Here is a 13,028-nt window from a genome sequence, read left to right on the forward strand (position 1 = left end):
AACATGGCGAAACGATCACGCGATAATGTCGGGAATCAGCTGGTCCTCAAGGATCGAGATCTCATCTCGGAGCTTGAGCTTGCGCTTTTTCAGCCGGGCGATTTGCAGCTGGTCACCCGTCCCGGAGTCGACAAGAGCGAGGATGGCGGCATCCAGATCGCGATGCTCCGCGCGCAGTGGCTCCAGCCGCCGCCGGATCTCGCTCTCGTCCATTCCCTGCCCCCAGTGCACGCGACTCGCCGGATCGTGCTCCGGCGCACGGACCATCGCGGCTTTTCGCCCTTCTGTCGATCAGTGTTGATTCTGCACGCGACAAAGCTGGCGAAACATGATGTAGTTCGCACCCCTCAGAGTCGTAGAAGGAGGACTGCTTCATGCACACCGCGCATCTTTCGGCACTTAACGCCAAACATTCGCAGCTTGATCAGCGAATCGCCAACGAAACGCAGCGCCCCCTCCCCGATCACATACTCATTGCGCAATTGAAGAAACAGAAACTGCGCGTCAAGGAAGAGATGCAGCGCTAGCTATCTCGTCCACAGACTATTTGTCGTGATCTTGGACTCGCGTAGCGCAAGGGCGTTGCGCGAGCCCGGATCGGGTTCAACCAATAAGACGTCCGCACAGGTCCGGGGCGGTTCACCCCATGGATTTGCGCTGCCTACCCGCGTCAGCGACGTGTGAGGATGGGCTTCACATAGTCAGGGGTTCGCGTGCCGCCGCCTACGGGCTTGCGGGCCAGCTTCGGATCGATCTCGTGATCGAAGGCCACGCCCACACGTCCCTCGGCTGCCCAGGCGATCTTGCCCTTCACCCAGCCCACGCCGCGCACTTCGACTTCCACGGGTGTGCGAAGGCTCACCGGCGCGGCATATTCCGCCATCAGACCGCCAGCCGAAAGATTTCGGACCCGCACCGTCCCCGCATCCTCTGCGTCCACGCGGAATTGCGCGGTCAGCAACAGGCTGTCGCGAACGCCACTGCGCTTCCCCGCGAAATCATCCGCGGAAAGCGTGTTGGTGGGGATGTAAGACTGCTGGTCCATTGTTGGCTCTCAAACGCGGATTCGCACCCGAAGGGAAGTAGACCAACAACTCTTAACGAAAGGATTAACCGGAATCCGCTCCGGAAAAATGCCGGAGCGGATTTCCGCCGTGGATTTTACTCGTCCCGGCTGATCTTCTCGTTGCGCTCGTGCCGCTCCTGCGCCTCCACGGTCATCGTGGCAGTAGGACGGGCCTCGAGGCGGCCGAGCGGGATCGGCTCGCCAGTCACCTCGCAATAGCCATACTCACCTTCTTCGATCCGACGGAGCGCCGCGTCGATCTTGGCGATGAGCTTGCGCTGCCGATCGCGGGTGCGCAGTTCGATCGACCAGTCGGTCTCGCTCGACGCACGATCGGTGAGATCCGCTTCGCGCAGCGGTTCCGACTGGAGCTGGTTCAGCGTGCCTGCCGCTTCGCGATAGATCGCGTCCTTCCAGGCATTCAGCTTGGCGCGGAAATATTCCTGCTGCCGAGGATTCATGAAGGGTTCGTCGTCACTCGGCCGGTACCCATCGTCGCCATCGTTGGCGGCCGGAGGAACGCTTTTATCGTGCTCGTCAAAACGGCCCAAAACAGTTGCCATTCCCACTCTCCACACCAGTCCCCCGGTGGCCAGCCGCCAGGAGACTGCATTGCCCGCAGGCGCTATACTTTCGCAAGCAGCCGTTAACAAGCCAATGCCGCGAAAGCTTTTTGGCGGGAATTCCCCATAGTTGAGTAGAAATTAGCCCCGCCTGAACCAGCTGCGCCTTTTCGCGTTTCTGTGCGAGACAAAAGGCGGGCCCGTGCCGTCCCGAAACGGTCCTTGTCCTGATTTCGAACGATTGCGGATGCATCATCATGCGTCTTCGGGGGGCGGCGGCAGAAGGCGATTTCCCCTGCCGCCGCCTTTTCATGCCGAAAGCAGCGCCGATTCGATCGCCGGCACAGGATGATCGGTCAGGTCCTTGGCGAGTTCGCCCTTCAATCGATCACTGACGCTGCTGTGATAGTGCTTGCGCAGCTCGCCCAGCGTCTTGGGCGGCGCGACGATGATAAGGGATTCGAAGCTGTTGCGGAGCGCCGCCTCCTTCAGCATCGCCGCGACCTCGGCGGCGAAACGATCTTCTTCCAATTGATGGAAATCGGTTTCGCCCATCGTCCCGCCGGACGATGCGAATTGCCCGCCGCCGCGCGTGGAAGCCGCCGCACCGGACGAATCGGTTTTCTGGTCGGAGTCCTTGGGGTTCGGATGCAACTCCTTTCGGACCACCTGAAGGTTCGGATATTCGGCATCGCCTTCATTGCGCAGCATCAGCAGCTTGCGTCCGTCGGCCACCACCACCATCGCGTCGTGCGGAACCTGCATTGCGCTCTCCTTTGGCTGCTCGCTTGGGCAAGACCAACGGATGGGCGGCGGCGGGGTTGCGTGGGGAACAGGGCCCGGCCATAGGCTCGTGCCATGCACGACATCCGCTTCCTCCGCGAACATCCCGAAGCTTTCGACCAAGGCCTAGCCAAGCGCGGCCTGGAACCGCAGTCGGAGGCGCTGCTGGCGCTGGACGAGCGCCGCCGCGCACTGGTCACCGAACTGCAGGCGGGGCAAGCCCGCCGCAACGAAGCCTCCAAGGCGATCGGTGCCGCCAAGGCGAAGAAGGACGAGGAAACCGCCTCGGCGCTGATGGCGGAGGTCGGAGCGCTCAAGGAACGGCTTCCCGCGCTCGAGGCAGAGGAAAAGTCAGTCGGCGACGAGCTCGAAGGCCGGCTCGCGACGCTTCCCAACCTGCCCTACCCCGATGTGGCGCTGGGCGCCGACGAGAACGACAATGTCTTCGTGCACGAGCGCGGCACGATCCCCGCCTTCGGTTTTACGCCGAAGGAGCATGATGCGATCGGCCCGGCGCTTGGCCTGGACTTCGAGACCGGCGCCGCCATGTCCGGCGCGCGCTTCACTTTTGTCCGCGGCCATGCCGCCCGGCTGCACCGCGCGCTGGGCCAGTTCATGCTCGATACGCTGACCGGAACCTACGGCTATGAAGAATGCGTGCCGCCCCTGCTGGTGCGCGACGAGGCGCTGTTCGGCACCGGCCAGCTGCCCAAGTTCGCCGAGGACCTGTTCCAGACCACCGATGGCCGCTGGCTGATTCCCACCGCCGAGGTTAGCCTCACCAACGCGGTGCGCGAGAAGATCCTGACGGAGGAGGAACTGCCCCTTCGCCTCACCGCCCTCACCGCCTGCTTCCGTTCCGAAGCGGGCGCGGCGGGCCGTGACACACGCGGCTTTATCCGCCAGCACCAGTTCGAAAAGGTCGAGATGGTGTCGATCACTACCCCGGACCAGTCCGAGGCAGAGCATGAGCGGATGACCGCCGCCGCCGAGGACGTGCTTACCAAGCTCGGTCTCGCCTTCCGCCGGATGAAGCTGTGCAGCGGCGACATGGGCTTCACCGCCGCGCGCACCTACGATCTCGAAGTATGGCTGCCGGGCCAGGATCGCTATCGCGAGATCTCGTCCTGCTCGACCTGCGCCGATTTCCAGGCCCGCCGCATGAATGCGCGCTACCGCCCGGAGGGCGAAAAGAACACGCGCTTCGTCCATACGCTCAACGGCTCGGGTCTGGCGGTGGGCCGAACACTGGTCGCCGTGCTGGAGAATTATCAGCAGGAAGACGGATCGGTGGCGGTGCCGGCGGTGCTCCAGCCGTATCTTGGCGGACTGAACCGGCTCGAACCGCGCAGCTGATGCGGATCCTCCTCACCAACGACGACGGCTATCATGCCCGCGGCCTCGCGGTGCTGGAGCGGATCGCGCGGACGCTGTCGGACGACATCACGGTCGTCGCGCCGGCGGAGGAGCAATCGGGCAAGGGCCGCTCGCTCACCATCACCGAGCCGTTCCGCGTCCGCCGCCACGGCGACAACCGCTATGCGGTGAAGGGCACGCCGACCGATTGCGTGATGTTCGCGCTCGCCGAGGTGATGGCGGACGCCAAGCCCGACCTGATCCTCTCGGGCGTCAACCGTGGCGGCAACCTCGCCGAGGACGTGAGCTACTCCGGCACCGTCTCGGCCGCGATGGAAGGCGCGCTGGCCGGCATCCGCTCGATCGCGCTCAGCCAGCGCTACGCGCGCAGCGGCATGGGCGACGCGGTGCCCTTCGACACTGCCGAGGCCTGGGGTGAGCGCGTACTGCGGCCGCTGCTAGACGTCACCATGGAACCGCGCACGCTGGTCAACATCAACTTCCCGCCCATCGAAGCCGGCGCCGTGCAGGGCATCAAGGTGGTGGCGCAGGGCTTCCGCGACTATGGCCGCGTGGGGCTCGACAAGCGCCTCGATCCGCGCGGCTTCCCCTATTACTGGCTGGCGATGGGGCGGATGCCGCACCAGGCGGCACCCGATACCGATCTCGACGCGATCGAGGCCGGGTTCGTCACCGTTACGCCGCTCCATCTCGACCTTACCCACCGCGAATCGATGGACCGGCTGCGCGGCGCCTATGCGGGCTGAGAACGCACGCCGATGACGGATCGCCTGCTGCCGATCGGGCTGCTGTTCGTCTCCAACATCTTCATGACCTTCGCGTGGTACGGCCATCTGAAGTTCAAGAATGCGCCGATCCTGCTCGTCATCCTCATCAGCTGGGGTATCGCGCTGGTGGAATATTGCTTCGCGGTGCCGGCCAATCGGCTGGGCAGCGCGGTCTATTCGGCGGCGCAGCTGAAGGGCATGCAGGAGGTGATTACCCTCACCGTCTTCGCGGCCTTTTCGGTCCTGTATCTGGGACAGCGGATTACGCTGAATCACCTGATCGGCTTCGCGCTGATCGCGGCCGGCGCCTTCTTCCTGTTCCGCACACAGCACTGAACCGGGCGGGTGCAAGCGCGTTTCTTTCGGACAAGGAGAGCGCCATGAACCCCGAACCGACCCGCGAGACGCCCGACACCCAGCCCGGCACCGCGCACCAGCCCGACGGCACCGACAGCTCTGCGGAGTGGAATGCAGGAATCGCCGACGAGAAGATGATCCCGGATCAGAATCCCGAGGACTGATCCTACCTGATCCTCCCCCTGGCGGGGGAGGATTGACGTCGGCTTCACTGCAGCTCGAAGGTGACCACCAGCGCCTTCTCGACATGCGTGGCGCCGTCCGCCCGCTTGAAGCTGCGGAACACCGCCTGCGGCCCCTGGCTCATCGCCAGCTCGATCTTGTTCTGGACGGCGGGCGTGAGCGGACCGTTGCCGGTTTCGCTGATACGCACAACCCGAGCGACGCGCAGGCCCATATCCTTGGCGTAGATCTCGGCATCGGCGCGGGCATTGCGCAGCGCCATCGCCTTCACCTGTTTGTCGGCGACGTTGACCTCCACCATGTCCGGCTCGGCGCGCAGCGTGCCGATTTCGAAGTCCATCGCGCGCAGCTTGTCCTTCACCGCTTCGGCCTGCGCGGTCGTGCGAAAGGTCAGCAGCCGCGCCTGGGGATCGGTGACGGTCGGCGCAGCATCGCTGGCGCTGTCCGCATCCTCGTTTTGCATTTGCTCGGCCCGCAGCTTGGAAAGGCTATCCGCCTCAGCATTGCTGATCGCCGCTGCCGAAAGCCCCTGCGTCTGCAGCGCGCCTTCGACCTTGGTGAGCAGCACGGCGCTGTCGCGCTTGGCCTCCGCCTCGGTCTTGCCCTTGCCGATATAGCCGACTTCGAGGGTCACCTTTCCCGGCTTCACATCGGCCCAGCCATTGCCGACGATTTCCAACGTAACCGGCCGGCCCGAACGCCCCTGGGCGCTCGCGACGCCGGGGACGATCAGGGCCAGTGCTAGAACGAGGCTCTTGGTACGCATCAACTTCTCCTCCGATTGTGCGCGCGTACCTGCACAGATCGGAGGAGAATGTCTTGTAGAACTTACCAGCCCTGGGGCTGCCCCTTGTTCTGTGCGTCGAGCCACTTCTTGAGCGGGGCGAAATACTCCATCATCGCCTTGCCGGAGATTTCGCGGCTGCCGGTGAAGGTCTGCAACGCGTCCGGCCAGGGCTTGGACGCGCCCATCTCCAACATCTTGTTCAGCCGCGCGCCGACTTCCTTGTTGCCGTAGAAGCTGCAGCGGTGCAGCGGACCCTTCCAGCCCGACTGGTCGCACGCAGCCTTGTAGAACTGGAACTGGAGCAGCCGCGCGAGGAAGTAGCGGGTGTAGGGCACGCTGCCCGCCACATGGTATTTGGCGCCCGCGTCGAACTTGGTCTCGTCGCGCGCCACCGGCGGCACGATGCCCTGATACTGGAGGCGCAGCTTGTTCCAGCCCGCCTCATACTGGTTCGCCGGAATCGTGCCGTCGAAGATCTGCCAGCGATACTTGTCGACGAGCAGGCCGAATGGCAGGAATGCGACCTTGTCCATCGCCTGACGGAGCAGCAGGCCGATATCCTTGTCCGCGCTCGGCACCTGGGCGCGGTCGAGCAGGCCGATCTGGACCAGATATTCGGGGGTGATCGAGAGCGCGACGAAATCGCCGATCGCCTCGTGGAAGCCGTCGTTCGCGCCGTTGCGATAGAGCGCCGGCTGCGCCTGATACGCGCGCTGGTAATAGTTATGGCCGAGCTCGTGGTGGATCGTGACGAAATCGTCCGAATTCACCTTGATGCACATCTTGATGCGGACGTCGTTCTTCTCGTCGATGTCCCAGGCCGAGGCATGGCACAGCACTTCGCGGTCGGCCGGCTTCACGAACAGCGAGCGCTCCCAGAAGGTGCCCGGCAGCGCCGCGAAGCCGAGCGAGGAGTAGAAGCCCTCGCCGGTCTGCACCATCTTCTTCCAGTCGTACTGCTTCGCCTTGAGCAGGTCGCCCACGTCATAGCCGAGGTCGCCCGCCCCCTTGGGCGCGACCACGTCGTAGATATTGCCCCATTCCTGCGCCCACATGTTGCCGAGCAGATCGGCGCGGATCGGGCCGGTCTTGCCCTGCACCGCGTCGCCATATTTCTCGTTGAGCTTGCGGCGGACATAGGTGTGGAGCGCGACGTAGAGCGGCTTCACCTCGTTCCACAATTTGTCGGTCATCGCTGCGAACTCAGCGGGCGGCATGTCATAGCCCGAGCGCCACAGCGCGCCGGTGTCGGCGAAGCCCAGCTCCATCGCGCCCTGGTTCGCGATGCCGACCAGCTTGGTATAGTCGGGCCGCATCGGCGCGCCGACATTGTCGTTCCAGCTGACCCACATCTCCTTCAGCTCGTTAGGGTCGCGGCTGGTGCCCATCGCGGCCTCGATGTCGCTGCCGTTGATCGGCTTGCCGCCGCGCGTTCCTTTGCCCTTGGCGTAGAAGGAGCCGAGCTTGGTCGAGATGTCGCTCAGCTGCTGGGCGGCGCCCGGGGTGGTCGGCGCGGGCAGCACCAGCGCGGCGCGGAGCATGGTGAGCTGACGCTGCTGCTCGTTCGTCAGTCCTGACGCCTTCTGGAGGCGCGCGGCGTCGAGCGCGAAACGGACCGCCATTTCGGTACCCTTGGCGCCGTAATCGGCGGCCAGCGCGTCAGTGTCGTCGGTGATATAGGTCGCGTTGACCCAGGCCACGCGCGACGCCGTCAGCGTGAATGCCGCCATCTCCTGCTGGGCCCGGTCGAGGAACGTGGCGGCATCGGCCGCGGTTGGTGCGGGCGCCCCGATAGTCTGCTGCGACTGGGCGGGTGCCGCCAGCATCGCGGCGAGCGCCACGAGCGAAAGGCCGGTGCGGATCATGATGCTAAGCCCCTGGAATCAAGAAAGGCGCGACCCTGCCGCGCCTCCCCTGCCCCCGTCAACCGGCGAGGAACTCCACCAGCGCGTCGCCCAGTTCCGGCCGGGTCACGGCGCTCATGTGATTGCCGGGGATTTCGACGAACAGGCCATAGGGCAGCAGGTCCGCTACCTCCTTGGCAGAGCCATTGTCATAGTCGTCGGCACCAGCGATCACTACCGTAGGCTGGGTGATCGCCTCGATCTCGTCGCGCGGGGTATCGACGAAGGTGTCGAGGATGCGCAGCAATGCGACCGGATCGCCCTTGGTGGTCCTCAGGAAAGCCTCGGTCAGCCATTCGGAACTGCCGCGTTCGAAACTTCCCAAATTGGTGAGCACACGGTGGAAATAAGCCCCGCGGCCCTTGGTTGCGACCAGCCCGTCGAGCCCCATGCCGGAAAGCACCACCTTGTTCGGCTGGGCGCCGTTGGCGAGCATTCGAACCACCGTCCGCGCTCCGAGCGAGTAGCCGCCCAGATCATAGTCGCTAAGGCCGAGATGTTCGATCAGCGCGAAATTGTCGCGCATCAGCACGTCCGGCGGATAGGCGGCAGGGTCGTGCGGCTTGTCGCTTTGCCCGTGCGCCCGCAGATCGGGCAGGATCACCCGATAGCCGCGTGACGCCAGCTTGGCGGCGTGGCCATATTTGATCCAGTTGACCTCGGCATTGGAAAAATAGCCGTGGATCAGCACCACCGGCTGCCCCTCTCCCATTTCGGTCCAGGCGATCTCCACGCCGTCGAAGCTGTGGAAGCGGTGGGTTTCAGTCGGGTAATCGGCCAAGTGTTTCCATCCATCGTTTGACGACGTTCGGGTTGTCCTCGGTCCGGTATCTGGGGAGCGCGGTCGTGTCGAGCCACTGTTCATGCATACTCTCGACTGCATAATGGTGCCGCGGCGCGAAGCGGCCAGGCGTATCGAAGCTGCCCACCGTCAGATCCAGATTCTCGCCGTCGACGAATTCGAAGCTCAACGGCGTACCGCATTCGCGACAAAAGCCCCGCTGGGCGATCGGGGACGATCGGTAGCGGTCCGGCTCCTGCTCCCAGTGCACCGCGGTCTTGGCCACGCCCTTGAAGGCGATCGACACCCCGCCGGTCGCACGCTGACACATGCGACAGTGACAAAGATAGGCATCGTTATTCTCGATCGATGCGCGATAGCGGATGCGCCCGCATTGGCACCCGCCGGTGACTTCTTCCACCATCGTCTCAACTCCCGTTGAAAAGATCTTCCGCCGACAACGCACAACGCTCCGTAATTGCCCGGAGGCCGCCGGGCCAAAAAGCGCGGTGAAGCCGACCTGATCTATAATGAATGGGGAGATTACCGCATTGAAGGCGCGCCAAGCCGCCGCGGCTCACTATCACGGGATCAATATGTTCAAACGCTTCAACAACCTTCCGCTCGCCTCTAAGACGACATTTCTGGCCGTCGGCGGCATGGTGCTGCTCGCGATCGCGACCTTCTTCGTCTCCGATCGCGCGCTGATGCGCCAGGCGGCGCAAACGGCGGCGGACCGGCAGGAAGTGAACATGCGCGTCGCTTGGAGCGTGCTGCGCGACTATGGGAATGAATTCCGTGTGGATGGCGACGACATCTATGTCGGCAGCCACAAGCTCAACAATTGGGACGCTCCGGTCGACGAAGTGAAGCGCCTGGTCGGCGGCACCGCGACCATCTTCCGCGGCGACATGCGCGTTTCCACCAACGTCACCAAACCCGAGGGCGGCCGCGCGGTGGGCACGCCGCTCGCCCGCAACGCCGCCTATGCAACGGTGCTGGAAAAGGGCCAGCCTTATCGCGGCACCGCCGACATTCTCGGCAAACCCTTCTTCACCGCTTATGATCCGATCAAAGACGCCTCGGGCAAGACCATCGGCATCCTATTTGTCGGCATTCCCGAAAGCGACGTGATGGGCGCTATCGGCGGTGCACGCTGGATGCTCGCGCTTTCGGCCGCGGTGATCTCGCTGCTGGTCGCCGCTGCGGCCTGGTACGCCGGTCTTCGCATGTTCGCGCCATTGGTGCAGATGACCGACGCGATGCGCGCCCTCGCTGCCGGCAAGGTCGATGTCGCCATCCCCGCGCATACCGCCACGGACGAGATCGGCGCGATGGCCGAGGCGCTGCAGCATTTCCGCACCTCGGAGCTTGCCCGCCAGCAGTCCGAGGCCCGCGATCGTCAGGCGCAGCTGGAACGCGAACACGCGATGGACGCGCTCGGCCAGGCGCTGGCCAAGGTCGCCGGTGGTGACCTCACGGCCGATATCGGCAAGGATTTTCCTGCCGATTACGAGAAGCTTGCCACCCATTTCCGCTCGGCAATCGGCAGCCTGCGCGAACTGATCGGGACCGTGCTCGAAGGCACGGCCGCGATCCGCACCGGCTCGCAGGAAATCGCCAGCGCGTCCGAGGATCTCGCCCGCCGCACCGAAGCCAATGCCGCCAGCCTGGAGCAGACGGCAGCCGCCATCACCCAGATGAATCAGCGCATCGATGCCACCGCCGCTGCCGCCGGTGTGACCGTGGAGCGGGCGGATCAGGCGATCGGCGTGGTCGGTTCCGGCCGCGCGACGGCAGACGAAGCGGTACAGGCCATGGGCCGCGTGTCGGACAGCGCCAAGGGTATCGACAGCGTCATCGAGGGGCTCGACAAGATCGCGTTCCAGACCCGCGTTCTCGCGATGAACGCCGCCGTGGAAGCGGGCCGCGCCGGCGAAGCGGGCCGTGGCTTCGCCGTCGTCGCCGACCTCGTCTCGGCGCTGGCGATGCGTGCGGAAGAAGAAGCCAAGCGCGCCCGCGATCAGCTGACCGTCACCCAGTCCGAAGTCGTCATCGCCCGTGGGGCCGTGGAACGCGTCGACGGCGCGCTCGCTGCCATCGTCGATACCGTCGGCGAAGTGCACCAGCTGCTCGGCGGCATGGCGGCGGATAACCGCGCGCAGTCGTCCGCGATCCGCGAGATCAGCTCTGCGATCGGGGACATGGACCGCGCGACGCAGCAGAATGCCGCAATGGTCGAGGAAACCTCCGCAGCTGCCCGCCAGCTGACGGAGCAGGTCGCCCGGCTCGACGCCCATGCCGCCACTTTCCGCACCGGCGGCCAACAGGCGCCGCTGCGCCGGCCCAACCTGGCGCGCGCGACCCCGGTCGCGCCTGCACGGGGGACGACGCAGGCCGTGCCCGTACGGGCGCCGGCCGATGGGGACGATTGGGCCAGCTTCTGACGATTACTGGCTCAGGTCGAAGCGGGCGCAGCGCGAGCTGGGCGTCGGAAAATCGATCCAGGCCCAAATGTCGGAGCGCCCATAGACGCCCCAAAAGAAAAAGCGCGCCGCTCATCGCGGACGCGCTTTTTCTTTGTTTCGGCCTGTGTCGGCAAGAGCGGTCGCATCCGACCGCTCCGTCCACAAACTCAGCGCGAAGCGACGCGCTGACGCTGGTTGAGATAGCGGAGACCCGCATGCGCAATGGCGTGCGATCCCGCGGTGCGATCCGTCGTTACCGTCATCGGCACTTCATCCTTCTGGAGCACCTGCTCATACAGAGAACGGGCCTGATCGGTCCGGCCGGTGGCGTAATAGACAGCTGCGAGGTTGAGCTGCACCTCGGGGCGCTGATCGAAGCGCATCTGGGCGAGCAGCTTGTGTTCGGCCTTCGAATAGGAACCGGTCATGATTTCCTTGGCCGCGAGGCTGTTGTCCTGGGCAGCCGCCGACGAAGCCAGCGCGAACAGCGACACCGCGGCCGCAGCGACAAGTTTGATCGACATATCGTTCTCCTCTCAATCGTTACACCAAGGTTGCACTTTTATGACACTTGGATGACCAATGAGTGACACGATGAAGTCATCCCCGCAACCCCGGATTTCGGCCTAGGCGCAGGATTTTTTGAGTGGCCCGACAGGCCCGCGTTTGATCGGTCCTACGCCAAGCATGCTGGAATCAGGATTCTGGCCATTTAGGTGGCGATCAGAGGCAACCAGCTCGGAGGGATTCGAGATACGCAGGTCCTTTGGGCGCGCTTCACCTCCTGCCGCGGGGGGCTGACCAGGCTTCAAAAAGGCTTGGCCTGGCTGCGCGCGCGGCCCTCGACATCCGGCCTGTGGCGGGTAGCGGGGCGCCTATCGACATTAGGTCCCTGCGTTCCCGGAGCCCAAGGGCCCAAGGTGCCGCCAAAGACCGAAATAGCCGGCATGCCATAGGCACAAAAAAAAGGCGGCCCCGAAGGGCCGCCTTCCCAAAATACTCTGACCGCGCCGCGGATCAGAAATCGTTGCGGTACTGCTCGTTGCCGACGAAGCCCAGCTTCGTGACGTTCGCCCGCTTGATGATCGCCAGAACGCGATCGACCACTTCGTACCGCGCCTGCGGATCCGGCTGGAAGTGCAGCTCGGGCTCCGGCGAGCGCTGCAGCGATGCGTCCAGATACTGGCGCAGCATCACGTCGTTGATCGGCATGCTGTTCCAGAACACCTGGCCCTGCGCGTCGATATAGACCTTGTTCTTGTCCGGCTCGACGGGCGGAGCGTTGTTGGCGCTCGGCTGCGGCAGGTCGACCTTCACAGCGTGCGTCTGGACCGGAATGGTGATGATGAACATGATGAGGAGCACGAGCATGACGTCGATCAACGGCGTCGTGTTCATGTCCATCATCGGCTCGCCGTCATCACGGCCTGCGCTCATTGCCATTGTCGTAACTCCTTAAACGGGACCGATCAGAGCCGGGTGGTGTTCGAACCGGGCTCCGGTTCCGAGATGAAGCCGACCTTCACGAAACCCGCCATCTGCATGGTGTAGATGGTGCCACCGATGCAGCGATAGGGCGTGTTGATGTCACCGCGGATATGAACTTCGGGAAGTTCGAGACCAGCGGCGTTCGGGCCACCCTGACGGTCGATCTCAGCCTTCAGCTTGGCAACCGCGCGGTCGAGCAGCTCGGTGTGGTTGACCCGGGTCAGACCCCAGAAGATCTCGCACCCGTCCGGACCACCCTTGACCGAGAGCGACACGTTCTCGGGCTTGGTGGTGGTCGGCTCGAACTGCACCTTCGGCAACGCGAGGTCGATCGTCTGGATAACAACGGGAACGGCGATGAGGAAGATGATCAGGAGAACCAGCATCACGTCCACGAGGGGCGTGGTGTTGATGTCCGACATCGGTACGTCGTCGCCGCCGCTGCCTGTGCTAATCGCCATTGGGCGTTATCCTATCCTCTTGTGCGCCGGATCGGGATCCGGC

At 64.3% G+C, this 13,028-nt stretch carries 17 protein-coding genes; 6 read left to right on the top strand and 11 right to left on the bottom strand.

Features of this window, described 5'->3' with window-relative positions; genetic code table 11:
• Nucleotides 1-15 precede the first annotated feature (15 nt).
• Nucleotides 16-213 (bottom strand): YdcH family protein, encoded by a 198-nt coding sequence (locus tag A7X12_RS18945; protein ID WP_064313073.1) that lies wholly within the window; start codon nucleotides 211-213, stop codon nucleotides 16-18.
• A 161-nt stretch (nucleotides 214-374) separates the two neighbouring features.
• On the opposite strand from A7X12_RS18945, the gene A7X12_RS25235 reads away from it, so the two are divergent.
• A complete protein-coding gene (locus A7X12_RS25235; RefSeq protein WP_084445710.1) occupies nucleotides 375-527 on the top strand; it encodes a YdcH family protein in 153 nt (50 codons plus the stop codon).
• Nucleotides 528-670: 143 nt separating this feature from the next.
• Here the strand turns inward: A7X12_RS25235 and A7X12_RS18950 are convergent, their stop codons facing one another.
• From A7X12_RS18950 to A7X12_RS18960, 3 genes are all read right to left on the bottom strand, one after another.
• The gene (locus A7X12_RS18950; RefSeq protein ID WP_064312985.1) at nucleotides 671-1,045 is read right to left on the bottom strand and encodes a PilZ domain-containing protein; all 375 of its coding nucleotides are present in this window, start codon (nucleotides 1,043-1,045) and stop codon (nucleotides 671-673) included.
• Between the two features lie 116 nt (nucleotides 1,046-1,161).
• Nucleotides 1,162-1,629 (bottom strand): RNA polymerase-binding protein DksA, encoded by a 468-nt coding sequence (gene dksA / locus A7X12_RS18955; protein WP_064312986.1) that lies wholly within the window; start codon nucleotides 1,627-1,629, stop codon nucleotides 1,162-1,164.
• Between the two features lie 309 nt (nucleotides 1,630-1,938).
• Nucleotides 1,939-2,394 (bottom strand): host attachment family protein, encoded by a 456-nt coding sequence (locus A7X12_RS18960; RefSeq protein ID WP_064312987.1) that lies wholly within the window; start codon nucleotides 2,392-2,394, stop codon nucleotides 1,939-1,941.
• A 93-nt stretch (nucleotides 2,395-2,487) separates the two neighbouring features.
• Between A7X12_RS18960 and serS the strand changes: the two genes are divergently transcribed.
• Genes serS through A7X12_RS25675 form a run of 4 tightly spaced genes read left to right on the top strand, consistent with a single transcriptional unit; the run spans nucleotide 2,488 to nucleotide 5,077 of the window.
• The gene (gene serS, locus A7X12_RS18965; protein ID WP_064312988.1) at nucleotides 2,488-3,768 is read left to right on the top strand and encodes a serine--tRNA ligase; all 1,281 of its coding nucleotides are present in this window, start codon (nucleotides 2,488-2,490) and stop codon (nucleotides 3,766-3,768) included.
• A complete protein-coding gene (gene surE / locus A7X12_RS18970; protein ID WP_064312989.1) occupies nucleotides 3,768-4,535 on the top strand; it encodes a 5'/3'-nucleotidase SurE in 768 nt (255 codons plus the stop codon). Before serS ends, surE begins: the two co-directional genes overlap by 1 nt.
• 12 nt (nucleotides 4,536-4,547) lie before the next feature.
• A complete protein-coding gene (locus tag A7X12_RS18975; protein WP_064312990.1) occupies nucleotides 4,548-4,892 on the top strand; it encodes a DMT family protein in 345 nt (114 codons plus the stop codon).
• Between the two features lie 44 nt (nucleotides 4,893-4,936).
• Nucleotides 4,937-5,077 carry a hypothetical protein gene (locus A7X12_RS25675; RefSeq protein ID WP_157105646.1) on the top strand — a complete coding sequence of 47 codons (141 nt, stop codon included), beginning with the start codon at nucleotides 4,937-4,939 and terminating at the stop codon, nucleotides 5,075-5,077.
• A 44-nt stretch (nucleotides 5,078-5,121) separates the two neighbouring features.
• On the opposite strand, the gene A7X12_RS18980 is transcribed toward A7X12_RS25675, so the two are convergent.
• The 4 genes from A7X12_RS18980 to A7X12_RS18995 form a co-directional block, all read right to left on the bottom strand.
• Nucleotides 5,122-5,862 (bottom strand): SIMPL domain-containing protein, encoded by a 741-nt coding sequence (locus A7X12_RS18980; RefSeq protein WP_064312991.1) that lies wholly within the window; start codon nucleotides 5,860-5,862, stop codon nucleotides 5,122-5,124.
• Between the two features lie 62 nt (nucleotides 5,863-5,924).
• Entirely contained in the window at nucleotides 5,925-7,748 is a 1,824-nt protein-coding gene (locus tag A7X12_RS18985) for a M2 family metallopeptidase (protein ID WP_064312992.1), read from the bottom strand.
• Between the two features lie 58 nt (nucleotides 7,749-7,806).
• Entirely contained in the window at nucleotides 7,807-8,568 is a 762-nt protein-coding gene (locus A7X12_RS18990; protein ID WP_064312993.1) for an alpha/beta fold hydrolase, read from the bottom strand.
• Entirely contained in the window at nucleotides 8,549-8,992 is a 444-nt protein-coding gene (locus A7X12_RS18995; RefSeq protein WP_064312994.1) for a GFA family protein, read from the bottom strand. Before A7X12_RS18995 ends, A7X12_RS18990 begins: the two co-directional genes overlap by 20 nt.
• A gap of 172 nt (nucleotides 8,993-9,164) precedes the next feature.
• Here A7X12_RS18995 and A7X12_RS19000 point away from each other — a divergent pair, with 172 nt between their 5' ends.
• Entirely contained in the window at nucleotides 9,165-11,015 is a 1,851-nt protein-coding gene (locus A7X12_RS19000) for a methyl-accepting chemotaxis protein (RefSeq protein WP_064313074.1), read from the top strand.
• Nucleotides 11,016-11,203: 188 nt separating this feature from the next.
• On the opposite strand, the gene A7X12_RS19005 is transcribed toward A7X12_RS19000, so the two are convergent.
• From A7X12_RS19005 to A7X12_RS19015, 3 genes are all read right to left on the bottom strand, one after another.
• Nucleotides 11,204-11,560, bottom strand: a complete 357-nt coding sequence (locus A7X12_RS19005; RefSeq protein ID WP_064312995.1) for a tetratricopeptide repeat protein — start codon at nucleotides 11,558-11,560, stop codon at nucleotides 11,204-11,206.
• Nucleotides 11,561-12,053: 493 nt separating this feature from the next.
• Entirely contained in the window at nucleotides 12,054-12,479 is a 426-nt protein-coding gene (locus tag A7X12_RS19010; RefSeq protein WP_064312996.1) for an ExbD/TolR family protein, read from the bottom strand.
• Nucleotides 12,480-12,505: 26 nt separating this feature from the next.
• Nucleotides 12,506-12,985 carry an ExbD/TolR family protein gene (locus tag A7X12_RS19015; RefSeq protein WP_064312997.1) on the bottom strand — a complete coding sequence of 160 codons (480 nt, stop codon included), beginning with the start codon at nucleotides 12,983-12,985 and terminating at the stop codon, nucleotides 12,506-12,508.
• Nucleotides 12,986-13,028: the final 43 nt, after the last annotated feature.

This window comes from Sphingomonas sp. TDK1 (assembly GCF_001650735.1).
Lineage (GTDB): Bacteria > Pseudomonadota > Alphaproteobacteria > Sphingomonadales > Sphingomonadaceae > Sphingomonas.